Source organism: Streptomyces sp. NPDC030245, assembly GCF_055572995.1.
Map to the genome: position 1 here is coordinate 334,369 of NZ_JBVICF010000008.1, position 26,700 is coordinate 361,068.

Annotated in this window: 28 protein-coding genes; 12 read left to right on the plus strand and 16 right to left on the minus strand. The window is 71.5% G+C overall.

Annotated features, from left to right (window positions below; genetic code table 11):
* Positions 1 to 167 precede the first annotated feature (167 nt).
* A complete protein-coding gene (locus tag ACZ4Z4_RS23095) occupies positions 168 to 320 on the plus strand; it encodes a hypothetical protein (RefSeq protein ID WP_167359504.1) in 153 nt (50 codons plus the stop codon).
* Positions 321 to 407: 87 nt separating this feature from the next.
* Here ACZ4Z4_RS23095 and ACZ4Z4_RS23100 read toward each other — a convergent pair whose 3' ends face one another.
* From ACZ4Z4_RS23100 to ACZ4Z4_RS23110, 3 genes are all read right to left on the minus strand, one after another.
* Entirely contained in the window at positions 408 to 1,013 is a 606-nt protein-coding gene (locus tag ACZ4Z4_RS23100; RefSeq protein WP_398300908.1) for a MarC family protein, read from the minus strand.
* 231 nt (positions 1,014 to 1,244) lie between these two features.
* Positions 1,245 to 2,120 (minus strand): PHP domain-containing protein, encoded by an 876-nt coding sequence (locus ACZ4Z4_RS23105; protein WP_468330197.1) that lies wholly within the window; start codon positions 2,118 to 2,120, stop codon positions 1,245 to 1,247.
* A gap of 246 nt (positions 2,121 to 2,366) precedes the next feature.
* Positions 2,367 to 3,008, minus strand: a complete 642-nt coding sequence (locus tag ACZ4Z4_RS23110) for a DUF6758 family protein (protein ID WP_055565199.1) — start codon at positions 3,006 to 3,008, stop codon at positions 2,367 to 2,369.
* A 172-nt stretch (positions 3,009 to 3,180) separates the two neighbouring features.
* Between ACZ4Z4_RS23110 and ACZ4Z4_RS23115 the strand changes: the two genes are divergently transcribed.
* Positions 3,181 to 4,434 carry an MFS transporter gene (locus ACZ4Z4_RS23115; protein WP_468330201.1) on the plus strand — a complete coding sequence of 418 codons (1,254 nt, stop codon included), beginning with the start codon at positions 3,181 to 3,183 and terminating at the stop codon, positions 4,432 to 4,434.
* Positions 4,435 to 4,452: 18 nt separating this feature from the next.
* Here the strand turns inward: ACZ4Z4_RS23115 and ACZ4Z4_RS23120 are convergent, their stop codons facing one another.
* A complete protein-coding gene (locus tag ACZ4Z4_RS23120) occupies positions 4,453 to 5,037 on the minus strand; it encodes a suppressor of fused domain protein (RefSeq protein ID WP_468330204.1) in 585 nt (194 codons plus the stop codon).
* A 500-nt stretch (positions 5,038 to 5,537) separates the two neighbouring features.
* On the opposite strand from ACZ4Z4_RS23120, the gene ACZ4Z4_RS23125 reads away from it, so the two are divergent.
* Positions 5,538 to 6,674: a magnesium and cobalt transport protein CorA gene (locus ACZ4Z4_RS23125; protein ID WP_468330207.1), complete on the plus strand. Its 1,137-nt coding sequence runs from the start codon at positions 5,538 to 5,540 to the stop codon at positions 6,672 to 6,674.
* 24 nt (positions 6,675 to 6,698) lie between these two features.
* Positions 6,699 to 7,211: a hypothetical protein gene (locus tag ACZ4Z4_RS23130; protein ID WP_468330210.1), complete on the plus strand. Its 513-nt coding sequence runs from the start codon at positions 6,699 to 6,701 to the stop codon at positions 7,209 to 7,211.
* A gap of 93 nt (positions 7,212 to 7,304) precedes the next feature.
* On the opposite strand, the gene ACZ4Z4_RS23135 is transcribed toward ACZ4Z4_RS23130, so the two are convergent.
* The gene (locus tag ACZ4Z4_RS23135) at positions 7,305 to 8,084 is read right to left on the minus strand and encodes a hypothetical protein (RefSeq protein WP_468330212.1); all 780 of its coding nucleotides are present in this window, start codon (positions 8,082 to 8,084) and stop codon (positions 7,305 to 7,307) included.
* A gap of 193 nt (positions 8,085 to 8,277) precedes the next feature.
* On the opposite strand from ACZ4Z4_RS23135, the gene ACZ4Z4_RS23140 reads away from it, so the two are divergent.
* Genes ACZ4Z4_RS23140 through ACZ4Z4_RS23150 form a run of 3 tightly spaced genes read left to right on the plus strand, consistent with a single transcriptional unit; the run spans position 8,278 to position 11,280 of the window.
* Positions 8,278 to 9,555, plus strand: a complete 1,278-nt coding sequence (locus ACZ4Z4_RS23140) for a magnesium transporter MgtE N-terminal domain-containing protein (protein ID WP_468330215.1) — start codon at positions 8,278 to 8,280, stop codon at positions 9,553 to 9,555.
* Positions 9,545 to 10,102, plus strand: a complete 558-nt coding sequence (locus ACZ4Z4_RS23145; protein ID WP_468330218.1) for a DUF1003 domain-containing protein — start codon at positions 9,545 to 9,547, stop codon at positions 10,100 to 10,102. Before ACZ4Z4_RS23140 ends, ACZ4Z4_RS23145 begins: the two co-directional genes overlap by 11 nt.
* Before the next feature lie 44 nt (positions 10,103 to 10,146).
* Positions 10,147 to 11,280, plus strand: coding sequence for an Mrp/NBP35 family ATP-binding protein (locus ACZ4Z4_RS23150; protein ID WP_468330221.1), 1,134 nt, complete (start codon positions 10,147 to 10,149; stop codon positions 11,278 to 11,280).
* Positions 11,281 to 11,364: 84 nt separating this feature from the next.
* Here the strand turns inward: ACZ4Z4_RS23150 and ACZ4Z4_RS23155 are convergent, their stop codons facing one another.
* From ACZ4Z4_RS23155 to sigE, 5 genes are all read right to left on the minus strand, one after another.
* Positions 11,365 to 12,033 (minus strand): hypothetical protein, encoded by a 669-nt coding sequence (locus ACZ4Z4_RS23155; RefSeq protein WP_468330224.1) that lies wholly within the window; start codon positions 12,031 to 12,033, stop codon positions 11,365 to 11,367.
* 120 nt (positions 12,034 to 12,153) lie between these two features.
* On the minus strand, positions 12,154 to 12,627 hold the full coding sequence (locus ACZ4Z4_RS23160) for a sec-independent translocase (protein ID WP_468330227.1): 474 nt from the start codon (positions 12,625 to 12,627) through the stop codon (positions 12,154 to 12,156).
* A gap of 150 nt (positions 12,628 to 12,777) precedes the next feature.
* Complete coding sequence (locus tag ACZ4Z4_RS23165; protein WP_468330230.1) at positions 12,778 to 14,874, minus strand: trypsin-like peptidase domain-containing protein; 2,097 nt, start codon at positions 14,872 to 14,874, stop codon at positions 12,778 to 12,780.
* Positions 14,875 to 15,172: 298 nt separating this feature from the next.
* Positions 15,173 to 16,147, minus strand: a complete 975-nt coding sequence (locus ACZ4Z4_RS23170; protein ID WP_468330233.1) for an anti-sigma factor family protein — start codon at positions 16,145 to 16,147, stop codon at positions 15,173 to 15,175.
* Positions 16,144 to 16,917 carry an RNA polymerase sigma factor SigE gene (gene sigE, locus ACZ4Z4_RS23175; RefSeq protein ID WP_365358898.1) on the minus strand — a complete coding sequence of 258 codons (774 nt, stop codon included), beginning with the start codon at positions 16,915 to 16,917 and terminating at the stop codon, positions 16,144 to 16,146. The genes ACZ4Z4_RS23170 and sigE overlap by 4 nt, the downstream gene beginning before the upstream one ends.
* Positions 16,918 to 17,070: 153 nt before the next feature.
* Here sigE and ACZ4Z4_RS23180 point away from each other — a divergent pair, with 153 nt between their 5' ends.
* Positions 17,071 to 17,769 carry an O-methyltransferase gene (locus tag ACZ4Z4_RS23180; RefSeq protein WP_468330471.1) on the plus strand — a complete coding sequence of 233 codons (699 nt, stop codon included), beginning with the start codon at positions 17,071 to 17,073 and terminating at the stop codon, positions 17,767 to 17,769.
* 546 nt (positions 17,770 to 18,315) lie between these two features.
* On the opposite strand, the gene ACZ4Z4_RS23185 is transcribed toward ACZ4Z4_RS23180, so the two are convergent.
* Positions 18,316 to 18,483 carry a DUF3117 domain-containing protein gene (locus tag ACZ4Z4_RS23185; RefSeq protein WP_003966491.1) on the minus strand — a complete coding sequence of 56 codons (168 nt, stop codon included), beginning with the start codon at positions 18,481 to 18,483 and terminating at the stop codon, positions 18,316 to 18,318.
* A 316-nt stretch (positions 18,484 to 18,799) separates the two neighbouring features.
* Here ACZ4Z4_RS23185 and chcB point away from each other — a divergent pair, with 316 nt between their 5' ends.
* The gene (chcB, locus tag ACZ4Z4_RS23190; RefSeq protein ID WP_468330236.1) at positions 18,800 to 19,600 is read left to right on the plus strand and encodes a 2-cyclohexenylcarbonyl CoA isomerase; all 801 of its coding nucleotides are present in this window, start codon (positions 18,800 to 18,802) and stop codon (positions 19,598 to 19,600) included.
* Between the two features lie 3 nt (positions 19,601 to 19,603).
* Here chcB and ACZ4Z4_RS23195 read toward each other — a convergent pair whose 3' ends face one another.
* Entirely contained in the window at positions 19,604 to 20,194 is a 591-nt protein-coding gene (locus ACZ4Z4_RS23195) for a DNA-3-methyladenine glycosylase I (protein ID WP_468330239.1), read from the minus strand.
* Complete coding sequence (locus ACZ4Z4_RS23200) at positions 20,191 to 20,571, minus strand: DivIVA domain-containing protein (protein ID WP_468330241.1); 381 nt, start codon at positions 20,569 to 20,571, stop codon at positions 20,191 to 20,193. Before ACZ4Z4_RS23200 ends, ACZ4Z4_RS23195 begins: the two co-directional genes overlap by 4 nt.
* Before the next feature lie 125 nt (positions 20,572 to 20,696).
* On the opposite strand from ACZ4Z4_RS23200, the gene folP reads away from it, so the two are divergent.
* Entirely contained in the window at positions 20,697 to 21,557 is an 861-nt protein-coding gene (folP, locus tag ACZ4Z4_RS23205) for a dihydropteroate synthase (RefSeq protein ID WP_468330244.1), read from the plus strand.
* Positions 21,558 to 21,740: 183 nt separating this feature from the next.
* Here the strand turns inward: folP and ACZ4Z4_RS23210 are convergent, their stop codons facing one another.
* On the minus strand, positions 21,741 to 22,523 hold the full coding sequence (locus tag ACZ4Z4_RS23210) for an LOG family protein (protein WP_468330247.1): 783 nt from the start codon (positions 22,521 to 22,523) through the stop codon (positions 21,741 to 21,743).
* A gap of 109 nt (positions 22,524 to 22,632) precedes the next feature.
* On the minus strand, positions 22,633 to 23,712 hold the full coding sequence (gene dapE / locus ACZ4Z4_RS23215; protein ID WP_468330250.1) for a succinyl-diaminopimelate desuccinylase: 1,080 nt from the start codon (positions 23,710 to 23,712) through the stop codon (positions 22,633 to 22,635).
* Positions 23,713 to 23,773: 61 nt separating this feature from the next.
* On the opposite strand from dapE, the gene ACZ4Z4_RS23220 reads away from it, so the two are divergent.
* Together ACZ4Z4_RS23220 and ACZ4Z4_RS23225 are read left to right on the plus strand one after the other, a co-directional pair.
* Positions 23,774 to 24,682 (plus strand): VldE C-terminal domain-containing protein, encoded by a 909-nt coding sequence (locus tag ACZ4Z4_RS23220; RefSeq protein WP_468330253.1) that lies wholly within the window; start codon positions 23,774 to 23,776, stop codon positions 24,680 to 24,682.
* A gap of 324 nt (positions 24,683 to 25,006) precedes the next feature.
* Positions 25,007 to 25,474, plus strand: coding sequence for an ATP-binding protein (locus ACZ4Z4_RS23225; protein ID WP_468330256.1), 468 nt, complete (start codon positions 25,007 to 25,009; stop codon positions 25,472 to 25,474).
* A gap of 83 nt (positions 25,475 to 25,557) precedes the next feature.
* Here the strand turns inward: ACZ4Z4_RS23225 and ACZ4Z4_RS23230 are convergent, their stop codons facing one another.
* Positions 25,558 to 26,652 (minus strand): bifunctional succinyldiaminopimelate transaminase/glutamate-prephenate aminotransferase, encoded by a 1,095-nt coding sequence (locus tag ACZ4Z4_RS23230; protein WP_468330259.1) that lies wholly within the window; start codon positions 26,650 to 26,652, stop codon positions 25,558 to 25,560.
* Positions 26,653 to 26,700 lie beyond the last annotated feature (48 nt).

Below are 26,700 nucleotides of genomic sequence, written 5' to 3' on the forward strand. Positions count from 1 at the left end.
GCGAACACAACCGCTCCCGCTACTCGCAAGTAATTAGGTTCTCGAAAAATTTCTTTAGCGTAGGGAATGTTTGCACGAGGCAACTCGTTGTACCCGTCAGGAAGACACCGCAAGAACCCAGCAGTTCTCCTTGCAGGAGGATGACCAGACGAAGGGAGAAGCCCCTCATGCGCTTCGAAATCATGCGACTCGACGACGTCGACGGCACCGCCGTGGACAGCACCGTCGTGGACGCCGCCTCCGTCAATCGGATCGTGCAGCAGGCCGCAGCGATCGGCCAGCGCATCTACATCCGCCCGGCCGACACCTCGGCCTCATAACGCAGACGTCGCAGGGCCCCCGTACGCACGCCGTACGGGGGCCCTTCGTGTGTCCGGGACCGCGAAGGCCCCGGGATCCGACGGCGCTCAGCCGCCCTTGATCACCTGCGTGACGCCGTTGATGATCTGCTGCACCGCGATCGCGGAGAGCATCATGCCCGCGAGCCGCGTCACGAGCACCACACCGCCGTCCTTGATGACCCGGATGATCAGCAGCGAGTACCGCATCACCAGCCACAGCACCACGTGCATGGCCACGATCGCCGCCCAGACGGAGAGCTGCGTACCGACGCTGTCCGCGTCCTGGACCGCCAGGATCACCGAGACGATCGCGCCGGGCCCCGCGAGCAGCGGCATGCCGAGCGGCACCAGCGCGACATTGACGTCCTTGGTCTGCTTCGGCTCGTCCGTCTTGCCGGTGAGCAGGTCGAGCGCGATCAGGAGCAGCAGCAGGCCGCCCGCGATCATCAGCGCGGGGACGGAGACATGCAGGTAGTCGAGGATCTGGTGACCCACGACGCCGAAGACCGTGATCACGCCGAAGGCGACGCACACGGCCTGGAAGGCCATCCGCTGCTGCACCTTGGCGGGGCGGCCCGCGGTCAGACCGAGGAAGATCGGGGTGATACCAGGGGGGTCCATAATCACGAAAAGCGTGAGAAAGAGGGATCCGAAAACGGCGACGTCGAACACAGTGATGGCCTTGCAGAGAGTCGTACGAAGGGGTGAGCAGGTGAGAAGGGTCGAGCGGTGCAGGGGGATACGGAGCGTGGGCAGAGGAGCCGTTGCGGGCCGCTCCTGGCGCACGCGCACGGCGGCCACCACCGCGCGCCGGTGAAGCGGAGTACGGCGCGGTGCGGTGGAGCGCGGAGCGGAGTGTGGTGGAGCGGAGTGAAGCGCGGTGAAGCGTGGTGAAGGCGACCGCTACGCGGCCGGGTTTCCGCCCGCGCCCGGCACGGGGAACGCCCCCGTCGCCCGGCGGGTGATCTCGCCGTAGATCTCGGGGTCGGTGGTGAACTCCCCGAGCACGCACGTCTTGCGGCTGCCGTGGTAGTCGCTGGAGCCGGTGACCAGGAGGCCGAGCTCCCCCGCGAGCGCGCGCAGGCGGGTGCGGGTCTCGGGCGTGTGGTCCATGTGGTCGACCTCGATGCCGTCGAGGCCCGCGGCCGCGAGTTCGGCGATCACGGACTCGGAGACGATCCTGCCCCGCTTGCTGGCGCCGGGGTGCGCGAAGACGGTGACGCCGCCGGCCGCCTTGACCAGGCGGATCGCGTCGAACGGGTCGAGCTCGTGCTTGTCGGCGAACGCGCGGCCGCCGTCGGCGAGCCACTCAGGCGTGAAGGCGTCGGAGACGGTGGGCACGACGCCCAGCTCGACGAGCGCCTCCGCGATGTGCGGCCGGCCGACCGAACCGTCGCCCGCGATCCGCGCGACCTGCTCCCAGGTCACCGGCACGCCGAGCCCCTGGAGCTTGCCGATCATCTCTTTCGCGCGCGGCACCCGGTCGTCCCTGACCAGCTCGCACTCGCGGGCCAGCTCGGGCTCGTCGGGGTCGAAGAGGTAGGCCAGCATGTGCAGGCCCATGCCGTCGAGCTTGAAGGAGAGCTCGGCGCCGGTCACGAGGGTCAGCCCCGTCGGCAGCTCGCGCAGGGCCCGCTTCGCCTCGGCGTACCCCCGGGTGGTGTCGTGGTCGGTCAGCGCGACGACGTCGAGACCGGCCGCTGCCGCGTTGCGGACCAGCTCGGCCGGGGTGTCCGTGCCGTCGGACGCGGTGGAGTGGGTGTGCAGATCGATGCGCACGACGCTGGCTCCAGTGCTCTGACGGGGCGGACGAGGGGGACGCTCAAGGATAACGGGCGCCGGCCGCTTCTCGGCCCGCTCCCGGAGAGGCGTCCCTCACGACACGCCCGCCCCACGCTCCCCGAGGCCCGGCTCTCCCCCGACACCCCACGCCCCCGAGGCCCGGTTCTCCCCCGACACCCCACGCCCCCCGAGGCCCAACTCCCCCCCCCCGACGCCCCACCTCTTACCCCGCCCTGCCGTGCCTCACGGCGTCAGCAACCGCGGCGACAGTGCCCCGCACGGCAGCAGATCCACTTCCGCGCCCGCGTCCCGCAGGTCGGTGAGGACCAGCTCGTCGTACATCAGCAGGCCCGACTGCTCCGGCCACGCGATGGCCCACAGCCACAGTCCGCGCGCCTCGCCCGCGAAGACCGCGCGGTCGTCCGGCGTCCCCGAGACGTGCCACATCGGCGTCGGCCGGCCGGCGGCGAGGACCTTCGTCTGAGGTGGCTTCTCGACGCTCATGTGAGGGCCGGGGTCGGGGCCGTCGATGCCGGCGTACCGCGCACCGAGGCCGACGCCGAGCTCCTCGGCGACGAGCACCAGCTCCCCGACGCCGCCGAGCGGCGCGGGCCCGGAGCAGGCCACCGCCGTCGCACGGCCGCCGCTCCTGTCGTCCCCCGCGCAGGCCACGCCCGTGAACAGCCAGCCGACCGGCAGGGGCCACGGCATCCACACCGGGACCTGCGCCCGGTGCACCACGACCTGGAGAGCCTCGACGCTGGGCGGGATCACGGGCTGTAGCGGGTGCACGGTGCCGTGCACATCGCACTGCCAGGAGTCGGCAAAGAGACCGGGAGCCCTGACCCGGCCACCACACTTCGGGCAACTGGGTTCGCCCCTCATAGCGCCCAACGGTCCTCCCCGGTCGCCGCCCCGTCAAGGACGATCACCCGTCCGGTGGCGCCGTCACCGGGGAAAACTAGGTGTAGCTTGCATCATTTAGCCTCGCTAACTTAATATGTGCATACGTCAACGACTTCCGTGGAGGCAGCGGAAGCAGTGAAGGAGCGGCTGTATGAACAGCAGCACAGGAGGTCTCGCCGAAGGGGACCCGTTCGACGCCGGGGCGGGCAGCCTGCTGCGGCAGCCGAAGGCCGTCTGGGCGACGGCCGGCGCGTCCGTCGTGGCCTTCATGGGCATCGGGCTCGTCGACCCGATCCTGCCCTCCATCGCCAAGGGCCTCGACGCGAGCGCCAGCCAGGTCTCCCTCCTGTTCACCTCGTACTTCCTGATCACCGCCGTCGCGATGCTGGTCACCGGCTTCGTCTCCAGCCGCATCGGCGGCAGGAAGACCCTGCTGCTCGGCCTCGCGCTCGTCGTGGTCTTCGCGGCCCTCTCCGGCACCTCCGGGTCGGTCGGTGAGCTCGTCGGCTTCCGCGCGGGCTGGGGACTCGGCAACGCGCTCTTCGTGTCGACCGCCCTCGCCGTCATCGTCGGCGCGGCGGCGGGCGGCAGCGCCGCCGCGATCCTGCTGTACGAGTCGGCGCTCGGCCTCGGCATGGCCTGCGGCCCGCTCGTCGGCGCCCTGCTCGGCGACGCCAGCTGGCGCTACCCGTTCTTCGGCACCGCGGTCCTGATGGCGATCGGCTTCCTCTGCATCACCGCGTTCCTCAAGGAACAGCCGAAGCCCGCGCGGAAGACGTCGCTGCTCGACCCGGTCAAGGCGCTCGGCCACGGCGGGCTCGCCTCCGCGGCCGCCTCCGCCTTCTTCTACAACTACACGTTCTTCACCGTGCTGGCCTTCACGCCGTTCGTCCTGAACATGTCCCCGTACAGGTCGGGCGCGGTCTTCTTCGCCTGGGGCGTGCTCCTCGCGGTGTTCTCCGTCCTCGTGGCGCCCCGGCTCCAGGCACGGTTCGGCTCGCTGAAGGTGCTCGGCAGCTCCCTGGTGCTGCTCGCCGCCGACGTCCTGGTGCTCGGGTACGGAAACCACGCGGTCGCCGTCGTCTGCACCATCCTGTCCGGCGCCTTCATCGGCGTGAACAACACCGTCTACACCGAGCTCGCCCTGGGGGTCTCCGACGCACCGCGCCCGGTGGCCAGCGCCGGCTACAACTTCGTCCGCTGGTTCGCGGCCGCCGCCGCGCCGTTCTTCGCACCGAAGATCGAGGAGTGGAGCGACATCCACATCCCGTTCGTGGTCGCGGCCGTCACGGCGGTGCTCGGCGCGGCCGTGGTGTGGGTGCGCAGGAACGCCCTCACGCACGAGGCCGAGGAGCTGGAACCGCGGCACGCCACCGAGGACGGCGTCACGGTCTTCGCCAACTGAGCGAACCGCGGCCGGACTTCAGTCCAGGGTCACGGACTTGCGCAGCGGATCGCGCAGGTCCGTACCGCTGTTCAGCCAGCGCTCGCGCAGCGCCGCCGCGCCGTGCACCCGCTTCCACGCCGCCTCGTTCGGCGTCATGGGGAGCAGCGGCAGGAACCGGACGGGCTCCATGGGCGCGTCGAGATCGAGGTCCTCGACGAGGCCGCCGGACTCCGCGACGAGCACCGAGGTGAACGGCGCGCCCGGCCAGAGCGGTTCGCCCACGTCCAGCGACGCACCGGGCGTCACGATCAACCCCTCCACCTGCGGCGAGGCGGCGAGGACCGCGAGCGGCCGCAGCACCTTGTCCGTGTCGGCGCGGCCCCCTCGTACCGACAACACGAGCTCGGCGCGCGGGCCCTTGACCGGATCGGCGAGCGCGGCGGTGGGATCGGCCATCGGCTGGGCGGACATCCCGAGCGTGGCATAGCGCACCACGTCACCGTCCGTGAACCGCAGCACTTCGAAGCGGTCCGTCCCGAGGAAGGTCACCGCGGCGCGCGCGTCCGGTTCCCCCAGGCCAGTGCGGAGACGGGCCTCGACCAGCGCAAGAACATCAGCCATGACGCGAGCATAGAACTCGTCAGGGAACGGCAAAGCGGGGGCTTGACACTTCAGTCGGCTGATAGTGTTGGCCGCTGGCTCAGGGCAGCACGCAGAAGCGTCGCTTTCAAGCCCTGCGGACAGACACTGACTTTGCGCCACTGGCGTGAAGGGCGCATGGGACTTCCCTTACGGGGGACCGGCCGGAGGAGGTGGGGCTGCAATGGACCGAAGTCGACCGTGCAGTACCACCCGCTCTTCCGCCCGGTGAATGTCGCAGCTCGACAGCTGCGCAAGCACACACACGCACCGCGAGCACTGTTCGTGCCGTGTGCGACGGAAGAGCACTTCGTTCCCACCTGATCTGTCTGAGTTTCCTGATCTGTGTCAGTAGCGAAGCTGCCACCGCGACGGTGCGGTGCTCCCCGCTTTGTGGACGTGCCAAACATCTACGCAGTAGGACGTCCCCATTCCGGGCAGTTCCAACCGTCGCAGGCGGCCTCCTTCGAAGGAGCCTGCCCATGTCGATGATCCGCGACCTTCGTGCCGCCGTCCGCCCCTCACTGCGCAAGGACGGCACCGCCTACCCCTCCTCCCCCGCGTCGTACGACACCTACGACGCGACCCGTGACGCCGCGTCGGCCGTCGTCGACTGCGCCGTCTACCGCGACGGTCGGCGCCTGGAGTGCGCCGACGCCCTCAGCCCGCACGAGGCGATGCTGGAGGTGCGCCGCCAGGGCGGCTTCGCCTGGATCGGCCTGCACGAGCCGACCGAGGCCGAATTCGCCGGTATCGCCGCCGAGTTCGGGCTGCACCCGCTCGCCGTCGAGGACGCCGTCCACGCCCACCAGCGCCCCAAGCTGGAGCGGTACGACGACACGCTGTTCACCGTCTTCAAGACCATCCACTACGTGGAGCACACCGAGCTCACCGCCACGAGCGAGGTCGTCGAGACCGGCGAGGTGATGTGCTTCACCGGCCGGGACTTCTTCATCACCGTCCGGCACGGCGGCCACGGCTCGCTGCGCGCCCTGCGGCGCCGCCTCCAGGAGGACCCCGAGCTGCTCGCCAAGGGCCCGTCGGCCGTCCTGCACACCATCGCCGACCACGTCGTCGACGGGTACATCGCGGTCGCCGACGCCATGCAGGACGACATCGACGACGTGGAGAGCGAGGTCTTCTCCGCGCCGAGCAAGGGCAAGGGAACCTCGCGCGGCGTCGACGCCGGGCGGATCTACCAGCTCAAGCGCGAGGTCCTGGAGTTCAAGAGGGCCGTCTCCCCGCTCCTGCGGCCCATGCTGCTGCTCAGCGAGCGGCCCATGCGGCTCGTCGACCCCGACATCCAGAAGTACTTCCGGGACGTCGCCGACCACCTCACGCGCGTCCAGGAACAGGTCATCGGCTTCGACGAGCTGCTCAACTCGATCCTCCAGGCCAACCTCGCGCAGGCCGCCGTCGCGCAGAACGAGGACATGCGCAAGATCACCTCGTGGGCGGCGATCATCGCCGTGCCGACGGCCGTCTGCGGGGTCTACGGCATGAACTTCGAGCACATGCCCGAGTTGCAGTGGCGCTACGGCTATCCGATGGTGCTCGCCTTCATCGGCGGCGTCTGCTTCGCGATCCACCGGACCCTCAAGCGCAACGGCTGGCTGTGACCCCCACTCGGTAGGCTGCCGCCCATGACTGCTGACCCGTTGCTCGACCGCGCCCTCGTCGAGGAGGCCACGAAGAAGTCCGGTCTCATCTGGGTCCGGGGCGAGGGCTCGCCCGACCGGGCGCTCTGGCACATCTGGCACGAGGGCGCCGTGCACCTCGTCGGCGACGGGCCCGGCGAGCAGCCGCTGCCCGGCCTCGTCGACGGCGGCACCGCCGAGGTGACGGTGCGCAGCAAGGACAAGGGCGGACGCGTCGTCGCCTGGACGGCGGACGTGCGTGAGCTGGCGCCCGGCTCCGAGGAGTGGGAGGCCGCTGCCGCCGAGCTGAAGGGCAAGCGGTTGAACGCGCCGGATGCCGAGCGGGTCACCGTGCGGTGGGCCGAGCAGTGCCGCATCGTGCGGCTCACTCCGCGTGACGTGACGACGGAGCTGCCGTCGACGTCTCTCGCGACTGCGCCGCTGGCCACGGGGGTCACTACGCGTGAGGCGTTGCCCGGTGGGCTGCCTCGGCTGCTTTTCCGGCGTAAGCGCCGTTGAGGGGCGGGCTGCTTCGCTCTGCGGGTGCGCTGTGGCTGGTCGCGCGGTTCCCCGCGCCCCTGGAAGCTCGCCCCTGCGGGGCTTGCTTCCTCCTCACGAGGTCGGGAGTTGCTTCCCGTAGTCGACCATCTCGTCCTTGCCCGGCTCCTGGAGCGGGAAGTCCTTGTCCCAGTCGGTGAGTTTGAGGGTGCCCGCGTGGCCGCCGCGCTCCAGGCGCAGGGGGTAGGGCTTGCCCTCCAGGGAGACGGAGAGCGTGCCGCCCGCGCCCTCGCCGCCGGTGATCTTGATGCTGCGGAGCCGGCCCGTCGTGCCGCGGTCGCCCTTGGCGAGCTTGCCGTGCAGCGTGAGCATGCCGTCGAGGAGCTTGTCCTTGTCCGTGAAGCCGCTCAGCTGCTGGTAGGCGGGGTCGCCCTCGGGGACCTTCACGTACTTGCCGTCGAGCTTGGCCGCGGCCGTCTCGTCGGCCTGCCCGGGACTGCCGTCGCCCTTGTCGCTGTCGTGCGTCCAGAACTCCGAGCCCGCCTTCAGGTACAGCTCCTCGCCGATGCGCAGCAGCTGGAACGTCTGCCCCTTCGAGGTGACCGAGCCGGTGCCGCCCTCGCCCTTGAGGCGCATGTCGAGGGTGTACGTGTGGTTCTTGCTGACCACCGTGCCGGAGAGCCGCACCGCCGACGCCGCCTCGGCCGCCCGGCCCGCCTTGCCCTGGATCTTCGCCGCGGAGAGCTTCCCGACGCCGTTCGTGCCCGCGTCCGGATCCTCGCCGCCGCCGCTGCTGCAACCCGTCAGGCTCGTGGCCGCCGCGACCAGGCCCGCGCACAGCGCGCTCACGAAGGCTGCCCTGCGGGCACGGCTGGCCAGGGGAAGTGCGGTCACAGGTGGCGCTGCCTCTCGTGCGGACGACCTCTACGGCTACGGCAGTACGGCAGCGTACCTGTGCCGGGCGAGTCAAACGGCCGCAGTCCTTCCGGACCCTCCGCCGGGGCGTGTCCGACCGGGACGGGCTAGCCTGAAGCCCGTATTGACGGACGAACCAGCATGTAAACCCCGACCAGAAGGAGGCGCGCGCATGGCGGCAGGCGCCCCCAGGGTCTTCGTCTCGCACCTCTCCGGCGTCCCCGTCTTCGACCCCAACGGCGACCAGGTGGGCCGGGTCCGCGACCTGGTGGCGATGCTCAGGGTCGGCAGACGGCCGCCCAGGCTGCTCGGCCTCGTCGTCGAGCTCGCCACCCGGCGCCACATCTTCCTGCCGATGACCCGCGTCACCGGCATCGAGTCGGGCCAGGTCATCACCACCGGCGTCCTGAACGTGCGGCGCTTCGAGCAGCGGCCCACCGAGCGCCTCGTCCTCGGCGAGATGCTGGACCGGCGGGTGCGGCTCATCGAGACGGGCGAGGAGGTCACCGTCCTCGACGTCTCCGTCCAGCAGCTCCCCGCGCGCCGCGACTGGGAGATCGACCGGGTCTTCGCGCGGAAGGGAAAGGGCGGAACGTTCCGCCGCAAGGGCGAGACCCTCACCGTCGACTGGTCCGCCGTCGACGGCTTCTCCGTGGAGGAGCACGGCCAGGGCGCCGAGACCCTTCTCGCCACCTTCGAACAGCTGCGCCCCGCCGACCTCGCCAACGTCCTGCACCACCTCACCCCCAAGCGTCGGGCCGAGGTCGCCGCTGCCCTCGACGACGACCGGCTCGCCGACGTCCTGGAGGAGCTCCCCGAGGACGACCAGATCGAGATCCTCGGCAAGCTCAAGGAGGAGCGCGCCGCCGACGTCCTGGAGGCCATGGACCCCGACGACGCCGCCGACCTCCTCGCCGAGCTGCCCGAGGACGACAAGGAACGGCTGCTCACCCTGATGCAGCCGGGCGACGCGGCCGACGTGCGGCGTCTGATGGCGTACGAGGAGCGCACGGCCGGCGGCATGATGACGACCGAGCCGATCGTGCTGCGGCCCGACGCGACGGTCGCCGACGCCCTCGCGCGCGTCCGCCAGCAGGACCTCTCCCCCGCGCTCGCCGCGCAGGTGTACGTGTGCCGCCCGCCGGACGAGACGCCGACGGGCAAGTACCTGGGCACGGTGCACTTCCAGCGGCTGCTGCGCGACCCGCCGTACACCCTGGTCGGCTCGATCCTCGACGACGATCTGCTGCCGCTGGCGCCGGGCACCACGCTGCCCGTCGTCGCCGGGTACTTCGCGACGTACGACATGGTGGCGGCGCCCGTCGTCGACGAGGGCGGCTCGCTGCTCGGCGCGATCACCGTCGACGACGTACTCGACCACATGCTGCCGGAAGACTGGCGCGAGACGGAGTTCCACTTGGAGGAGGAAGAGGCGGACCATGGCAGCTGACCGCGAGCGCGAGAGCCGCGCCGAGTCGCGGAGCCCCCGATTCCGTCTCGACCAGCCGAGGAACCCGCGCCCCAAGCTCCTGCCCGACTACGACCCGGAGGCCTTCGGGCGGCTCTCCGAGCGGATCGCGCGGTTCCTGGGCACCGGCAGGTTCATCGTCTGGATGACGGTCGTCATCATCCTGTGGGTGGTGTGGAACGTCGCGGCCCCCGACCACCTGCGCTTCGACCAGTACCCGTTCATCTTCCTCACCCTGATGCTGTCGCTCCAGGCGTCGTACGCGGCCCCGCTGATCCTCCTCGCGCAGAACCGCCAGGACGACCGCGACCGCGTCAATCTGGAGCAGGACCGCAAGCAGAACGAGCGGTCCATCGCGGACACCGAGTACCTCACCCGCGAGATCGCCTCGCTGCGCATGGGCCTCGGCGAGGTGGCGACCCGCGACTGGATCCGCTCCGAGCTCCAGGACCTGGTCAAGGAGTTGGAGGAGCACCGCGCGGTATTCCCGGCGGACGGCTCGCGCCGGAGTGATGTAGGCGACCGCTGACAGACCTTCCCGGGGCGGGGTTACCGCGCCGTACTATCGGTCCTATGGCTACGGAAGACGCGGTGCGTGAAGCACTGGCGACGGTGAACGACCCGGAGATCCAGCGACCCATCACCGAGTTGGGGATGGTCAAATCGGTGGATATCGCCGCCGATGGGGCGGTAGCGGTCACCGTGTACCTGACGGTCTCCGGCTGCCCGATGCGCGAGACCATCACGAAGAACGTGACCGACGCGGTCGCGGCCGTCGAAGGCGTCACGCGCGTCGACGTGACGCTGGACGTGATGAGCGACGAGCAGCGCAAGGAGCTGGCGGCCGCGCTGCGTGGCGGCACCGCCGAGCGCGAGGTGCCGTTCGCCAAGCCCGGCTCCCTGACCCGGGTCTACGCGGTCGCGTCCGGCAAGGGCGGCGTCGGCAAGTCCTCGGTGACGGTGAACCTCGCGGCCGCGATGGCCGCGGACGGCCTGAAGGTCGGCGTCGTCGACGCCGACATCTACGGCCACTCCGTGCCGCGCATGCTGGGCGCCGACGGCAAGCCCACCCAGGTCGAGAACATGATCATGCCGCCGTCCGCGAACGGCGTGAAGGTCATCTCCATCGGCATGTTCACCCCGGGCAACACGCCGGTCGTCTGGCGCGGCCCGATGCTGCACCGCGCGCTCCAGCAGTTCCTCGCGGACGTCTTCTGGGGCGACCTCGACGTGCTGCTCCTCGACCTGCCGCCGGGCACCGGCGACATCGCGATCTCCGTGGCGCAGCTCGTCCCGAACGCCGAGATCCTGGTCGTGACGACGCCTCAGCAGGCGGCGGCCGAGGTCGCCGAGCGCGCCGGCTCCATCGCCGTGCAGACCCACCAGAAGATCGTCGGCGTCGTCGAGAACATGTCGGGGCTGCCCTGCCCGCACTGCGACGAGATGGTCGACGTGTTCGGCACGGGCGGCGGCCAGAAGGTCGCCGAGGGCCTCACGAAGACGACGGGCGCGTCGGTGCCCGTCCTCGGCTCCATCCCGATCGACGTCCGCCTGCGCGAGGGCGGCGACGAGGGCAAGCCGGTCGTCCTGACCGACCCGGACTCCCCGGCGGGTGCGGCGCTGCGCGCCATCGCGGGCAAGCTGGGCGGCCGCCAGCGCGGCCTGTCGGGCATGTCCCTGGGCATCACGCCGCGCAACAAGTTCTGAGTCGCAGGAGCGCCCTGAAGGGGCGCGGGGAACTGCGCGACCGGCCACAGCGGGTCCGCAGACGACCACGCGCCCCACGGAGCGCTAGGCGTACGCGCCGATGTCCTTGACGACGGAGAAGCCGAGACCGTACGCGCTCATCCCGCGCCCGTACGCCCCCAGGTGCACGCCCTCCTTCGTGGAGCCCGCGAGCACCCAGCCGTACTCCGACTCGCGGTAGTGGAAGGGGGTCGGCACCCCGTCCACCGGGAGCGAAAGCGACGACCAGTCGTCGCCCTCCAGGTCGTCGGCGAGGAACCAGGCCGTCTCCGTCTGCTGGTCCAGCCAGTCGTCGCGCAGCGTGTGGTCCATCTGGCCGGGCCAGGTGAAGGAGAGCAGGCCCACCCCGGCGAGCCAGGCCGCCGAGGAGACCGAGGTGGCCTCGAGGACGCCCGTGCCGTCCGCGCTGCGCCGCACCGGGTTGGCCGCGACGGTCACCACGACCGCGAAGCGCTCCTTGTCGCTGTTGCCGAGGGTGCCCTCGGCGCGGACCGACGGCTCGTCACCGTGTCCGATCGAACCGTGCTCCACGGCACCGTCCGCCGACGTGCCGACCTGCATCAGCCAGCGCTGCCCCGTGTAGGCCTCGTCGAGGCCGTACCAGGGGAAGGGCGCCAGCAGGTAGCCGTCGACCGTGCGCCGGGCGGAGGGCACCGCTTGTGGGGTGCCGTCCGCGGTCTGCACCTGTGCGCCTACCCGACTCGTCGTCTCCATGTACCCGGCCGCCTCCTCGCTCTCGGGTGTCCGGAGCGGCCCGCCCCCCTCGGGCGTCCTCACGCCGGACAACAAGGCAGGATAGCCACACCCCTTGGCGGCGGCAGTTCAGGAGAGGGCTCAGGTGGCGTCCGCGTCGAACGGCGGACGGCCGTCGGCGTCGGGCTTCTCGGCCTCCGCGGGCGTCTTCCGCATGTCGACGCGGGCTCCGCCACCCGAGGCAGCCGACGCGGTCGCCGGGGCCGTCGAGCCGCCGTCCGAGGAGTCGCTGTCGCGGCCGTGCACGGCGTCCGCGACCTCGTTCATCTCCTTCTTCAGGTCGAAGCCGTTGCGGATCTCCTTGAGCCCGAGCTCGTCGTTGTCGAGCTGCTTGCGGATGAACTTCTTCGGGTTCAGGTCCTCGAACTCGAAGTCCTTGAACTCCGGGCCCAGCTCCTCCCGGATGTCCGCCTTCGCGCTGTCGGAGAACTCGCGGATCTTGCGGATCGTGCGGGAGATGTCCTGGATGACCTTCGGCAGCTTGTCCGGACCGAAGATGAGCACGGCGAGGACGACCAGCGCCACTATCTCGAGTGCGCCAATGTCATTGAACACCTAGAGCTCCTTGCGATGTCCTCAGCCCGCAGCAGGTCGTCGGCAACAGGTCGTCGTCCATGGTCTGGACCGTGACCACGGTACCCGGCACTGATGTCTGTCCGGTAGCCGCTGCGCGACAAGCCGGATCAGACCTGGCCACTCCTTTACTCAGCTCCCGCCGGCCGAACCGAGCACCAGGGTCACGTCGCGCTCGTCGCCGGCGCGTTCGACCGTCAGCCGCAGGCGGTCCTTCGGGCGGTGCGCGCGGACCTTGACGATCAGCTCGTCGCTGGAGTGCACGGCGCGGCCGTCGACCTCGGTGATGATGTCGCCGGGCCGGAGACCGGCCCGGTCGCCCGGTCCGTTCTTGTTGACCGCGGGGTCGCCGTTCTTGCCCTTGTCGGCGATGCGGGCGCCGTCACCGTTGTACCGGGTGTCGAGCGTGACACCTATCACCGGGTGCGTCGCCCTGCCGAAGTTGATCAGCTCTTCGGCGACGCGCTTGCCCTGGTTGATCGGGATGGCGAAGCCGAGGCCGATGGAGCCCGCCTGCCCGCCGCCCCGCTCGGAGCCGTCGTCCGCGGAGCGTATGGCGCTGTTGATGCCGATGACGCGTGCCTTGGAGTCGACCAGCGGACCGCCCGAGTTGCCGGGGTTGATCGGCGCGTCGGTCTGGAGGGCGTCGACGTACGAGATGTCGCTGCCGTCGCCCTTCTCGCCGCCCGCGGTGATGGGCCGCTCCTTGGCACTGATGATCCCGGAGGTGACGGTGTTCTCCAGGTCGAAGGGGGCGCCGATGGCCACGACGGGGTCGCCGACCTGGACGTTCTCCGAGTTGCCGAGGGTCAGGGGCCGCAGGCCGCGGACGCCGGACACCTTGACGACCGCGAGGTCGTAGCCGGAGTCGCGGCCGACGACCTCGGCCTTGGCGGTCTCGCCGCCGCTGAACGTCACGGATACCTCGCCGCCGGTGCCCGCGGGTTCGACGACGTGGTTGTTGGTGAGGATGTGGCCCTTGCCGTCGAGGACGAAGCCGGTGCCGGTGCCCTGTGCGGAACCGCCGCTGACGTGCAGCGTCACGACGCCGGGGAGGGCGGCCGCGGCGATGCCGGCGACGCTGCCCTTGGGGCGGTCCTTGGACTCGTCGGCGTCCGGCTGCCGGAGCTCGACGTCACCCGTGCCGTTCCGCTCCAGATACGCGCCGGTCGCGCCGCCGATGAGCCCGGAGACAAGAGCGATCAGCGCAACCCCGACGAGCAGCACCCGCCGCCCCCGCTTCCGCCGCTTCTCCTCCGTCTCCGGAGGCAGCGACCCGACCTGCTGCAACGGCACGTTCCAGGGGTCGTACGCGCGTCGGGGCGCACCCTGCGCCGGGGGCGGGGAGGGCGTGTCGTACGGGGGTGGGGTCGGGGCCGGGGCTTGGGCGGCACCGGGGGTGCCGTGGAGCGGCCCGGAGCCCGCGGCGCCGTGGGCGGGCGTCCCGTGGGCAGGAGTCGCGTGGGCGGGCGTCCCGTACGCGGATGTGGCGCCCTGCGGGGCCGTGGAGAACGGTGTGCCGTGGGCCGGGGTCGCCGCGGGGTGCTGCACCGGGGGTGCGGGCGCCCAGGGGCCGGGCTCGCCGTACGGCGGCGTGCCGTACGGATCCGGATCGTGCAACGGCCGAGGCCGATCCGCGGCATCCCTGCTCCGACCGCCCACTCCCGCACCCACACCCTGCTCGTAGAAACCATCGGCACCCGCAGCCGCCCCCGGTATGGACTCACCGCCCTCCGGACCCCGCGACTCCGAAACGGAGGCCGCCTGCCCCGACCCCGCTCCGGCACCCGACACGGACGAGGTCTCGCCACTGTGCCCCGGGGCGGAGGCGTCCGGGCGGCCCTGCGCCGGAGCACCGGGCTCGGTCGACGCGGCGTCGCCGTGCGAGGCGGCCGAAGCGGTGGGCGCCGGGTGCACGGCCGGAGCCGCGAAGGGCTGCTCCGGGGCCGACGGGGCCTGCACCGAAGCGTTCGGGCCCTGCGCCGGAGCGCCGGGCTCGGTCGGCGCGGTGTCGTGCGGGGCCGACGGAGTGGTGGGCGCCGGGTGCGCGGCCGAAGTCGCGAAGGGCTGCTCCGGGGCCGACGGGGCCTGCACCGAGGCGTCCGGGCCTTGCGCCGCAGCGCCGGGCTCGGTCGGCGTGGCGTCGCCGTGCGAGGCGGCCGGGGTGGTGGGGGCCGGGTGCGCGGCCGGAGTCGCGAAGGGCTGCTCCGGGGCCGACGGGCCCTGCACCGAAGCGTCCGGACCCTGCGCCGCAGCGCCGGGCTCAGTCGGCGCGGTGTCGTGCGGGGCCGACCGAGTGGTGGGGTCGGTTGGCGGCGTGGACTGGTCGGGACGGGCCGGTCCTTTGGGGCGGGGGCGGGTCCACCAATTCGCCTTCGTGGGCTTCCCCTCGTCCATGTTCTCCCCACAACTGGCCCGCGGCGGACGCCGTTTGCATGCTCAACCCCGCGCTCGCCGGTTCCTCGGCGGGCACGGCCCACCGAGGATTCAACCAGGTTCCCCCGCGAAAGCGCAGGGCACCGTCGGGTCAGCGCATCTGCGACGTGCCCTGAAGCGGTCCGGTGCCCGGTGGCGCGGCACTGGTCCGCACTGGATCGGCGTCTCCCGGCACCGGGCGGTCCTCCGCCGTGTGACGGCCGGGCGGCGCCGGGCGTATCAGCGGGGAGATCGCGGCGGCGCCTGCCAGCATCGGCGCCGTCAGCTGGTGCACGGAGTCGCGGGAGCGCAGCGGATGCGTGGGTGCCCCGGGCAGCAGCGGCCCCGTCACCTCGGTCGGCGCGACCGGTGCCGTCAGGACGCCGGGCCGCTGGCCCTGCACGGACAGCGGATTGCTGCTGCCCCGGCGGCGCACGGAGTCAGGGGTCGCGGCGGTGCCGGAGCCCTGGGAGCGCTGTGGGGTCACATTGCTGCCGGAGCCGCCCGCACGGGGGTCGCCCGAGTCGGCGGGGACGCCGACCGTGACGCCGCCGAGCGCGATGGCCGCAAGCGACACCGCGCCGGCCGCCGCGAACGCGAAGCGGCGACCGCGCCAGGTCGGTCTCTCCGCGTCGTGCCGCATGACGTCATGGATGCGGAAGCCCCGCTGCTCGCTGGGCAGCACCGCGGCGTGGGCGCCCGCCGGGACGTACTCCACGAAGGGGTCGGGGTTCACACCGAAGATCCCGTTCCGCGGCAGTCCGGCGGAATCGGTGGCTCCGGTGGCGAATCCGTCGTCGGCGCCGGGCCCCGCGGACGGCCCGGAACCGCCTCCTGGAAGACCTTGGAGGCGGGCGAGGAAACTCTCGGTGGGCGGCGGCGGGGCCGCCTGCGCGAAGACGCTCTTCAGGCGACGCTGCGCGTCGGCCTCGGTCTTGCACATCGGACAGGTCGCCAGATGCGCGAGGACGCGCTCGCGCGCGTCATGACCCAACTCGCCGTCCACAAGGGCGGCGAGCCGGTCTCCCAGATGCTGCTCGGCCTCGGCCAGTTGCCGATCGGCGGGATTCGACCGTGATCCACTCACGCGGTCGCGCCCCCTCCTCCCAGCGCCACGGCCCCGGTGACCGCGAGCGAGCGACGCTCGGCGCGGGCCTCGGGAGAGCGGTGCTGGAGGGCCTTGCGCAGCTGCGAGCGGCCCCGGTGGATACGGCTGCGGACCGTGCCGAGCTTGACGCCGAGGGTCGCGGCGATCTCCTCGTACGACAGGCCTTCGATGTCGCAGAGGACGACGGCCGCACGGAACTCGGGCGCGAGGGTGTCCAGCGCCTGCTGGACGTCCGCGTCGAAGTGCGTGTCGTTGAACACCTGCTGGGGCGACGGCTCGCGGCTCGGCAGCCGCTCCGCGGCGTCGTCCCCGAGTGCGTCGAAGCGGATGCGCTGCTTGCGGCGCACCATGTCCAGGAAGAGGTTGGTGGTGATGCGGTGCAGCCAGCCCTCGAACGTGCCGGGGGTGTACGTCGAGAGGGAGCGGAAGACACGGACGAAGACCTCTTGTGTGAGGTCCTCGGCGTCGTGCTGATTGCCGGTCAGGCGGTACGCCAGGCGGTATACGCGGCCGCTGTGCGTGCTGACGATCTCCTCCCAGGTGGGCGGAGTCCACGCCTGCGATTCCGCGTCAGCGGCAAAGGTCGCGGTCTGAGCGGAGTCGTTGGCACGGATGCGGTCAGCGGTGTCGGTCACGGATTTCGGCTCACCCGCCAATCCGAGAAAACGCCGGAGCGCTCCTCCCCGATTCGCAGACGCAGCCGCACCTCCCCTGTCGGCTCTGGTGGTGTCCAGTGGAGCCCCTACCATAACCACCTCGCCCGTTAGCTCCGGATAAGCGTTTTTACGTGAATTTGGTACGGGCTTCTCTGCAGGTGTCCTGTCCCTGCGAGCCGTCCGCTTCAGGTCTTGATCCATCCGTTACCCCCGCTGTGCTCCCACCCCCTATAAACGCCCGGCCTCATCTGCGGGTTCCCGCCCCCAACGGATACAGTCACGGCCAGGCAACCACGGGGACAGGAGAGGGCCATTACCGGCAACCGGCAGACGGGCTGGGCGTTCGCCGACGCCTTTGTCGCCGAGGACGAGGCACTGCGCTGGGCCCGGGACCGGGCCCGGGAGGCAGGCCTGCCCTCGGTGTCGCCCGGCACCGGCGCCGCGCTGCGGCTGCTCGCCGCCACGGCTGACGCGAAAGCGGTGGCCGAAATCGGCACGGGCACGGGGGTGTCGGGCATCCATCTGCTGCACGGCATGCGGCCCGACGGCGTGCTGACCACGGTCGATCCCGAGCCGGACCGCCAGCAGTTCGCCCGTCAGGCCTTCCGCGCGGCCGGCTTCGCGGGCAACCGCGCGCGGTTCATCCCGGGCCGCGCCCTCGACGTGCTGCCGCGCCTCGCCGACGGCGGCTACGACCTCGTCTTCTGCGACGGCGACCGCCTGGAGTCGCTCGACTATCTCGCTGAATCGTTGCGCCTGCTGCGGCCCGGTGGGCTCGTCTGCTTCGAGGGCGTCTTCGCGGACGGCAGGACCGTGGACTCCGGGCCGCAGCCCGTCGAGGTGTTGCATCTGCGTGAGCTGTTGCGGGCGGTGCGGGAGAGTCCTGAGCTGGTGTCGTCGTTGCTCCCTGTGGGAGACGGTCTCCTCTGTGCCGTCAAACGGTAGCGCTCCCTGAACGGTAGCGCCGCGTGCGTTGGCTCGGGCGGTCGTCTTTGTCTGCGGGGCGTGGGGGCTGGTCGCGCAGTTCCCCGCGCCCCTGGGAGACCCCGGCCAGGTGGGGTTTGTTGACTGCGGGTCCGCTGTGGCTGGTCGCGCAGTTCCCCGCGCCCCTTAAAAGTCCCCCGAGCCAGCACCTTAAAGTTCACCGAGCCAGCCCCTTTGCGGTCCTCCGAGCCCGCCCCTTGAAGTCCCCCGGGACCGCGCCCAAAAAGCTCACCCGGGGCCGCCCCTTGCGAGTTCCCCGGCGGGGGCCGTGTCCAGAAAGCTCACCCGAGCCCGCCCCTAGAAAGTTCCCCGGGACCGTGTCCAAAGCTCACCGGACCGCGTCCGAAAAGCTCACCGGGGACTGCGGGAACGCCCATGGAAGGTGGCCTGGACCGCGTCCGAAAGGTTGAGCCGGGGCGCGCTCGGGGCGGGACCGGGTTCCGGGCACAGCACTGCCCGGCATCGTCGTACGATGCCGGGCAGTGGGAAAGTGTGAGCGCTTCCGCGTCAGCCGACGACCTTCTTCAGGGCGTCGCCGAGCGCGTCGGCCTCGTCCGGAGTCAGTTCGACGACAAGTCGTCCGCCGCCTTCGAGCGGAACGCGCATGACGATGCCCCGCCCCTCCTTGGTCACCTCGAGCGGGCCGTCGCCCGTCCGCGGCTTCATGGCCGCCATGCTCGTTCCCCTTCCTGAAACCAGCTCATCGCAGCCGACAACCCAGGTGTCACCGGCATCGAACACATTGCTTCCAGGTCATTATCCCGCATGGCGGGACCCGATGACCAACATCGGTCGGCATCGCTTGGGCAACGCGCGCCCGCAAAACCCCTCATTTCGGCGATGTGGCTGCGATACTTCGCCGTCCCATACGCCCCGTGGGCCCGAAATTCTTTGACGCAGGTCACATGCCCGGGCGCATGCCGGAGCCCGATGATCTCCGTCATGCTGAGCTCCTACGCACCTGCGTACCGGACCAGCGGAGGGGACCACCATGGCCGACAGCGTGCTCTACGAGGTGAGCGACGGACTCGCGACGATCACGATCAACCGTCCCGAGGCGATGAACGCCATGAACACCGAGGCCAAGGTCGCTCTCCGGGAGGCCGTGCGGTCGGCCGCCGCCGACGAGGCCGTGCGCGCGGTGCTGCTCACCGCGACGGGCCGGGCCTTCTGCGTGGGCCAGGACCTCAAGGAGCACATCGGCTCCCTCGCGGCGGACCGCGAGGCGGGGACCGGGCAGACCATGAGCACGGTCAAGGAGCACTACAACCCCATCGTGCGGGCACTGACGAGCATGCCGAAGCCGGTCGTGGCGGGGGTCAACGGCGTCGCCGCGGGCGCGGGCCTCGGCTTCGCGCTCGCCGCCGACTACCGGGTGGTCGCGGACACCGCCAAGTTCAACACCTCGTTCGCGGGTGTCGCCCTGACCGCCGACTCCGGGGTCTCCTGGACGCTGCCGCGCGTGATCGGCCCCGGCCGCGCCGCCGACCTGCTGCTCTTCCCGCGCAACATCTCCGCGCAGGAGGCGCACGAGCTGGGCATCGCCAACCGCGTCGTGCCCGCCGACGACCTCGCCCACGAGGCGGCGCAGGTGGCCCGCGCCCTGGCCGAGGGCCCCACCCTGGCCTACGCCGCGCTCAAGGAGTCCCTCGCCTACGCGGCCGGCCACTCCCTGGACGAGGCGCTGGACAAGGAGGACGAGTTGCAGGCGAGGGCGGGCGCGTCGGAGGACCACGCCATCGCCGTGCAGGCCTTCATCGCCAAGGAGAAGCCGAAGTACCTGGGGCGCTGATCCCTACGCCGCCTCGCGGGCCACGCAGTCCGCGAGGTGGTCGTCGACCAGGCCGCAGGCCTGCATCAGCGCGTACGCCGTGGTGGGGCCGACGAAGCGTATGCCGCGCTTCTTGAGCGCCTTGGACAGGGCCGTGGACTCGGCGGTGATCGCGGGCACGTCGGCGATGCTGCGGGGGGCCGCGCGGGTCGCGGGATCCGGTGCGTACGACCAGATCAGGGAGTCCAGTTCGCCCTCGGGCCAGTCGGCGAGCACGCGCGCGTTGGCGAGGGTGGCGTCGATCTTGGCGCGGTTGCGGATGATCCCGGGGTCGGCGAGGAGCCGCTCGCGGTCCTCGTCGGTGAAGTCCGCGACCGCGGCGATCCGGAAGCCGGCGAAGGCGGCGCGGAAGCCCTCGCGGCGGCGCAGGATCGTGATCCACGAGAGGCCGGACTGGAAGGCTTCCAGACAGAGCCGCTCGTACAACGCGTCGTCGCCGTGGACCGGGCGGCCCCATTCGTCGTCGTGGTACGCCACATAGTCCGCGGTGGACAGGCCCCAGGGGCAGCGGAGGCCGCCGTCCGGGCCCGGGACCGCGCCACTCTCCGTGCTCACTGGTCGTCGCCCTTCTGCTCCTCGGTCCCGCGTGGCTCATACCCCTCGAAGAGGGTGCGGCCCGTGACCGCCGTGGCCTGCGCTCCGGCCAGGGCCGCCTCCAGCTCGGCGATGCGGGCGTCCCGCTCGGCCAGCTCGGCGCCGAGACGGCCGAGCACCTCGTCCACCTCCGCCATGTGATAGCCGCGCAGCGTCATCGGGAAGCGCACCGCGTCGACGTCGGCGCGGCGCAGGGGGCGGCCCGGGGGCAGCGGATCACTGAACCGCTCGGGCTCGGCGTCGGGCAGCGCGCCGCTCTCGCCGCCGCCGATCACGGCGAGGGTCACCGCGCCGACCACCACGACGAGGGCGATGACCAGGAACAAGAACAAGACCATCTCTTCAGGCCCTCACGCTCGACTGCCCGTGCTGAAACTGTCAGGGTCCGATCGTGCCATGCGCCTGTGACAGTTAAGGTCGCAGGCGGCCGAACCGCGACAAGGACCCAGGAGGGCCACAGGGGATGCTCAGGCTTGGCAGGCGCGAGTTCGACGCGCACGAGCCGGTGATCATGGCGATCGTCAACCGGACCCCGGACTCCTTCTACGACCAGGGCGCCACGTTCCGCGACGAGCCCGCGCTCGCCCGGGTGGAGCAGGCCGTGGCCGAGGGCGCCGCCATCATCGACATCGGCGGGGTCAAGGCGGGGCCGGGCGAGGAGGTGACCGCCGAGGAGGAGGCGCGCCGCACGGTCGGTTTCGTCGCCGAGGTCCGCAGGCGGTTCCCCGACGTGGTGATCAGCGTCGACACGTGGCGGCACGACGTCGGCGAGGCGGTCTGCGAGGCGGGCGCCGATCTGCTCAACGACGCCTGGGGCGGTGTCGACCCGAAGCTCGCGGAGGTCGCCGCGCGGTACCGGGTGGGTCTGGTCTGCACGCACGCGGGCGGTGCCGAGCCGCGCACCAGGCCGCACCGCGTCACGTACGACGACGTGATGGCGGACATCCTGCGCGTGACGGTCGGCCTGGCCGAACGCGCGGTCGGGCTGGGCGTTCCGCGCGACTCCGTGATGATCGACCCGGGCCACGACTTCGGCAAGAACACCCGCCACAGCCTGGAGGCCACCCGCAGGCTCGGCGAGATGGTGGACACGGGCTGGCCCGTCCTGGTCTCCCTGTCCAACAAGGACTTCGTGGGCGAGACCCTCGACAAGCCGGTCAAGGAACGCGTCCTCGGCACCCTCGCGACGACAGCGGTCTCGGCCTGGCTGGGCGCGCAGGTGTACCGCGTCCACGAGGTGGCGGAGACCAAGCAGGTGCTGGACATGGTGGCGACGATCGCGGGGCACCGTGCCCCTGCCGTCGCCCGGCGAGGACTGGCCTGAGCGGCGCCCGTCCCACCCCGGCCGGACGGAGTCCGGCACAGCCGTTCGAAGCCCGGAAGGCGCCCCAGCGCCGACCGGTGCGAGCACGGCACGAAGGAATGGTCATGGTGACGACGATCGCGGGGCATCGGCCCCCGGCGGTCGCCCGCCGAGGGCTTGCCTAGTCCTCCCCGAAGGGGAGGGCTACTTCCCGACTTCCTTCGTCACCAGGGAGATCGCCTCTTCCACGTCGTCCGTGACGTGGAAGAGGAGGAGGTCCGCCTCGGAGGCCTTGCCCTGGGCGATGACCGTGTTCTTCAGCCAGTCGACCAGGCCGCCCCAGTACTGCGACCCGAAGAGGACGATGGGGAAGCGCGTGACCTTGCGGGTCTGGACGAGGGTGAGCGCTTCGAAGAGCTCGTCCAGCGTGCCGAGGCCGCCGGGCAGGACCACGAAGCCCTGCGCGTACTTCACGAACATCGTCTTGCGGACGAAGAAGTAGCGGAAGTTCACGCCGATGTCGACGTACGGGTTGAGGCCCTGCTCGAAGGGGAGCTCGATGCCGAGGCCGACCGAGGTGCCCTTCGCCTCGACGGCACCCTGGTTGGCGGCCTGCATCGCGCCGGGTCCGCCGCCCGTGATCACCGCGAAGCCGGCCTCCACGAGCGCCTTGCCGATCTCGACCCCGGCCGCGTACTCCGGAGAGCCCTCCCCCGTGCGCGCCGAGCCGAACACGCTGATGGCGGGCGGGAGTTCCGCGAGGGTGCCGAAGCCCTCGATGAACTCGGACTGGATGCGCAGGACTCTCCAGGGATCCGTGTGCACCCATTCGGAGGGACCGTCGGAGTCGAGGAGACGCTGGTCGGTGGTGCCTGCCTGCACCTTGTCCCGCCTGCGCAGCACCGGGCCGAGCCGCTGCTCCTCGGGACGCTTCCTGGCACCGGTGTCGCGGGCAGCGCGCTCGGCGCTGTTGTCGGGGTGGCTCATCGTCTGCTCCCTCCATGCGTACGTGACTGCGTACGTGACTCACAGCGTAGATCTACGCGGGTTACGTCCGAGGGACCTCGGGATGTCCGGCACCGGGTGCCTCAGCCGCCTACGACGTCAGCCAGGCCCGCAGCTTCTCCTCCGCCACCGGGATCAGCGACGCCTCGACGCGCTCGTCGATCTTGTGGGCGAGCAGCGGGTTGCCGGGGCTGTAGTTGACCGCGGGCACGCCGAGCGCGCTGAAGCGGGAGACGTCCGTCCAGCCGAACTTGGGGCGGGCCTCGCCGCCGACGGCCGCCATGAAGGCCGCGGCCGCCGGGTGGGTGAGGCCGGGGCGGGCCGCGCCCGTGTGGTCGTCGACGACGAACTCGTCGACGCCGCAGTCCGCGAAGTAGTCGCGGACGAAGGCGAGGGCCTCCTCCTCGCTGCGGTCCGGCGCGTAGCGGAAGTTGACGGTGACGGTGCACTCGTCGGGGATGACGTTGGTGGCGACGCCGCCCTCGATGCGGACGGCGTTGAGCCCCTCGTGGAACTGAAGGCCCTCGACCACCGGCTTGCGGGGTTCGTACGCGGCGAGCCTCTGGAGGATGGGGGTGGCCGCGTGGATGGCGTTGGAGCCCATCCACGCGCGCGCGGAGTGCGCCCGCACGCCCCTGGTCTTGAGGAGGACCCGCAGGGTGCCCTGGCAGCCGCCCTCGACCTGGCCGTCGGTGGGTTCGAGGAGGACGGCGAAGTCTCCCGCCAGCCAGTCGGGGTGGGCCTCGGCGACGTGCCCGAGGCCGTTGAGGTGAGCGGCCACTTCTTCGTTGTCGTAGAAGACGAAGGTGAGGTCGCGGTTGGGCTCGGGCACCGTCTGCGCGATGCGCAGCTGGACGGCGACGCCCGACTTCATGTCGCAGGTGCCGCAGCCCCACAGGACACCGTCCTCGTCGAGGCGGGACGGGACGTTGTCCGCGATCGGCACCGTGTCGATGTGCCCGGCGAGGATGACCCGCTCCGCGCGGCCGAGGTTCGTGCGGGCCACCACGTTGTTGCCGTGCCGGTCGACCGTGAGGTGCGGCAGGGCGCGCAGGGCCGTCTCGATGGCGTCGGCGAGCGCCTTCTCCTCGCCGCTCGGGGACGGGAAGTCGACCAGTCGCGCGGTGAGCTCCGCGGCGTCGAGCGTGAGGTCAAGCGGTGTCTGAGGCATGCGAACGACCCTAAGGCAGCGGGCGCGCCGGCCTGTCAGTGGACTCCAGTACCTTGGACGCGTGCCTGAGCCCCACACTCCCGTCCGGCGCGGCCGTCTCCTCCGTATCGGGGCCGCGGCCGCCGTGCTCCTCGCCGTCGTGGGCTATGTGGCGCTCCAGTACGTGTACGGGGGCAAGCGCGAGCCGCGGTGCACGGTCGTCTCGGGCAAGGACGACGGCGCTTCGTACACCTTCACGGCCGAACAGGCGGAGAACGCCGCGACGGTGGCGGCGGCCGGCACCTCGCGCGGCATGCCGGAGCGCGCGGTGACCATCGCCCTCGCCACCGCCCTTCAGGAGTCCGGCCTGCGCAACATCGCGCACGGGGACCGGGATTCGCTGGGCCTGTTCCAGCAGCGCCCCTCGCAGGGCTGGGGCGACGAGCGGCAGATCATGGACCCGGCGTACTCGGCCGCCCGGTTCTACGAGCACCTCGCCGACGTCCCCGGCTATTCGCGCCTGCCGCTGACGGTCGCCGCGCAGCGCGTGCAGCGCAGCGGCTATCCGCAGGCCTACGCCAAGCACGAGCCGGACGCCGCGCTGCTCGCCGCCGCGCTCACCGGCCGCGCGCCCGCCGTCCTCGGCTGCGAGGGCCGCCCGGACGCGGGCACCACCGCCGCGGGTCCGGAGCGGGTGCGGGCCGCCCTGGCCCGCGACTTCGGCCGCGACGTGCGCACCGGCGGCGCCTCGGGGCGCACGGTGACGGTCCCCGTGCCTGCCCGGCCGGCCGACGAGCGGGCGTCGCGGCGCGGCTGGGAGCTGGCGCACTGGGCGGTGGCGCACTCCTCGGCGCTGCACATCGACCGGGTCGTGTACGACGGCCGGGAGTGGCGCGCCGGCGGCTCCGGGGAGTGGCGGAAGGCGCGGACGGCCGGCGCCGCGGGGGCGGGCCTGGCCGCGGGCGAGGTTCGGATCGTCACTGGGCAGTAGTGCGGCGCTTCACTCGTTCGGGGCACGCCGGGCGTTACGGGGCGAGACCGTGTCCGAGTTTCCCGCCTCCTCGCCGCAGAATCCCCAAATCCCAAGTGGCGCAAAGGATGAAGGATTCTGCACCGAATCGGCCCGTAAGCCGTTTGCCCCTTTTTCTCCGCAGCCGATAATGCGACGCATTGCCAACTCTTTACGTTGGCGCACCGCAACCTTCGCGGGCTTCGAGCGGTAGTCACTGCGTCCGATCACCGGAAGCCGTCCGGTGGGAGCCGGAGCCGATTCGGCCGGACTACCCCAACGTTCTCTCCCGTTTGAAGGAGCATCATGTCCCTCCCCCTGACCCGCCGGATCGCCCGTGCCGCGCTGCTCAGCGCAGCGGGTGCAGCTTCCGTGGTCGGTGCGGCCGGCTCCGCGAGCGCCGTCGACCTGCCCGCCAGCCCCGACCTCGGCGGGCTGACCGCCCTGGACGGCGCCGGTCTCGGCGACACGGTCGACGACGCGGCTCAGAACGTCAGCAACCTCGCGGGCGAAACCGGCAGCAAGGCCGTGAAGAAGACCGTCCCGCCCGCGGGCAAGACCGTCGGCCGGGCCGGCAAGACGGCGACCCCGGCCGCCCAGCGGGCCGCCGGTGACATCGCGGGCAGCGCGGGCGGGGTGGTCGGCGAGACCGCGGGCTCGGCCACCAAGGGCGGGCTGCCCACCGACGCGGTGAGCGGCGGCCTGCCCACCGACTCGCTGGCCAAGGGCCCGCAGGTCGAGCGCCTGCCGCTCAAGGCCCTGCCGCTCGGCTGATCACCCGCACGACCTTTTCGCCCCGTACGCGCGCAGGGCCCGGAGCCAGTGGCTCCGGGCCCTCCGTCGTCAGCACGAGCGCGTCACGCCAGCCGCTCGACCGCCGCCGCGACCCGCTCGTCCGTCGCCGTCAGCGCCACGCGCACGAAACGGTCGCCCGCCGGGCCGTAGAAGTCGCCGGGCGCCACCAGGATGCCGAGGCCCGCGAGATGGCCCACGGTGTCCCAGCAGGACTCGTCGCGGGTGGCCCACAGGTACAGGCTCGCCTCGCTGTGCTCGATGCGGAAGCCGTGCTTCACCAGGGCGTCGCGCAGGGCGGTGCGCCGGGCCGCGTACCGCTCGCGCTGCTCGCGCACGTGCGCGTCGTCGCCGAGGGCCGCCACGACGGCGGCCTGGGTCGGCGCGGACGTCATCATGCCGCCGTGCTTGCGGATCTGGAGCAGGTCGCCGAGGACGGCCGCGTCACCGGCGATGAACGCCGCGCGGTAGCCCGCCAGGTTGGACCGCTTGGAGAGCGAGTGGACGGCGACGATGCCCTCGTACGAACCGCCGCACACGTCCGGGTGCAGGACCGAGACCGGGTCGGCCTCCCAGCCGAGCTCCAGGTAGCACTCGTCGCTGACGAGCAGCACGCCGTGCTCGCGGGCCCAGGCGACGGTACGGGTCAGCTCTTCCTTGGACAGGACGCGACCGGTGGGGTTCGAGGGCGAGTTGAGCCAGAGGAGCTTGAGGTGCGTGGGGTCGAGCGCTGTCGGATCGTCGTAGGCGACGTACTCCGCGCGGGCCAGGCGCGCCCCCACCTCGTACGTCGGATAGGCGAGCCGCGGGTGGGCCACCACGTCGCCCGGGCCGAGGCCCAGCTGCGTCGGGAGCCAGGCCACGAGCTCCTTGGAGCCGACGACCGGCAGGACGTTGCGGTGCGTGAGGTCCCGGGCGCCGAGGCGCCGTCCGCACCAGCCGGTGAGCGCGTCGCGCAGCTCGGCCGTGCCCCACACCGTCGGATAGCCGGGCGAGTCCGCGGCGGCGACCAGCGCTTTCTGAATCAGCTCGGGAACCGGGTCCACCGGGGTGCCGACCGACAGGTCGACGATGCCGCCGGGGTGGGCGGCCGCCGTGGCCTTGTACGGCTCAAGCTTGTCCCAGGGGAAGGTGGGAAGCCGGTCGGAGACTGCGGACACGTGTTGACTCCCGTGCTGGTGCTGGTCGTTGCAAATGCCTCGGTCCCG

Excerpts from the sequence above, each read along its gene's own strand:
- ACZ4Z4_RS23125 (WP_468330207.1), top strand. The coding sequence starts at position 5,538 with ATGTCGATGATCCGCGACCTTCGTGCCGCCGTCCGCCCCTCACTGCGC.
- sigE (WP_365358898.1), bottom strand. The coding sequence starts at position 16,917 with ATGGTAGGGGCTCCACTGGACACCACCAGAGCCGACAGGGGAGGTGCG.
- ACZ4Z4_RS23145 (WP_468330218.1), top strand. The coding sequence starts at position 9,545 with ATGGCAGCTGACCGCGAGCGCGAGAGCCGCGCCGAGTCGCGGAGCCCC.
- ACZ4Z4_RS23140 (WP_468330215.1), top strand. The coding sequence starts at position 8,278 with ATGGCGGCAGGCGCCCCCAGGGTCTTCGTCTCGCACCTCTCCGGCGTC.
- chcB (WP_468330236.1), top strand. The coding sequence starts at position 18,800 with ATGGCCGACAGCGTGCTCTACGAGGTGAGCGACGGACTCGCGACGATC.
- ACZ4Z4_RS23155 (WP_468330224.1), bottom strand. The coding sequence starts at position 12,033 with ATGGAGACGACGAGTCGGGTAGGCGCACAGGTGCAGACCGCGGACGGC.
- folP (WP_468330244.1), top strand. The coding sequence starts at position 20,697 with ATGCTCAGGCTTGGCAGGCGCGAGTTCGACGCGCACGAGCCGGTGATC.
- ACZ4Z4_RS23225 (WP_468330256.1), top strand. The coding sequence starts at position 25,007 with ATGTCCCTCCCCCTGACCCGCCGGATCGCCCGTGCCGCGCTGCTCAGC.
- dapE (WP_468330250.1), bottom strand. The coding sequence starts at position 23,712 with ATGCCTCAGACACCGCTTGACCTCACGCTCGACGCCGCGGAGCTCACC.
- ACZ4Z4_RS23210 (WP_468330247.1), bottom strand. The coding sequence starts at position 22,523 with ATGAGCCACCCCGACAACAGCGCCGAGCGCGCTGCCCGCGACACCGGT.
- ACZ4Z4_RS23130 (WP_468330210.1), top strand. The coding sequence starts at position 6,699 with ATGACTGCTGACCCGTTGCTCGACCGCGCCCTCGTCGAGGAGGCCACG.
- ACZ4Z4_RS23120 (WP_468330204.1), bottom strand. The coding sequence starts at position 5,037 with ATGGCTGATGTTCTTGCGCTGGTCGAGGCCCGTCTCCGCACTGGCCTG.
- ACZ4Z4_RS23095 (WP_167359504.1), top strand. The coding sequence starts at position 168 with ATGCGCTTCGAAATCATGCGACTCGACGACGTCGACGGCACCGCCGTG.
- ACZ4Z4_RS23200 (WP_468330241.1), bottom strand. The coding sequence starts at position 20,571 with ATGGTCTTGTTCTTGTTCCTGGTCATCGCCCTCGTCGTGGTGGTCGGC.
- ACZ4Z4_RS23110 (WP_055565199.1), bottom strand. The coding sequence starts at position 3,008 with ATGAGGGGCGAACCCAGTTGCCCGAAGTGTGGTGGCCGGGTCAGGGCT.
- ACZ4Z4_RS23185 (WP_003966491.1), bottom strand. The coding sequence starts at position 18,483 with ATGGCGGCCATGAAGCCGCGGACGGGCGACGGCCCGCTCGAGGTGACC.
- ACZ4Z4_RS23115 (WP_468330201.1), top strand. The coding sequence starts at position 3,181 with ATGAACAGCAGCACAGGAGGTCTCGCCGAAGGGGACCCGTTCGACGCC.
- ACZ4Z4_RS23150 (WP_468330221.1), top strand. The coding sequence starts at position 10,147 with ATGGCTACGGAAGACGCGGTGCGTGAAGCACTGGCGACGGTGAACGAC.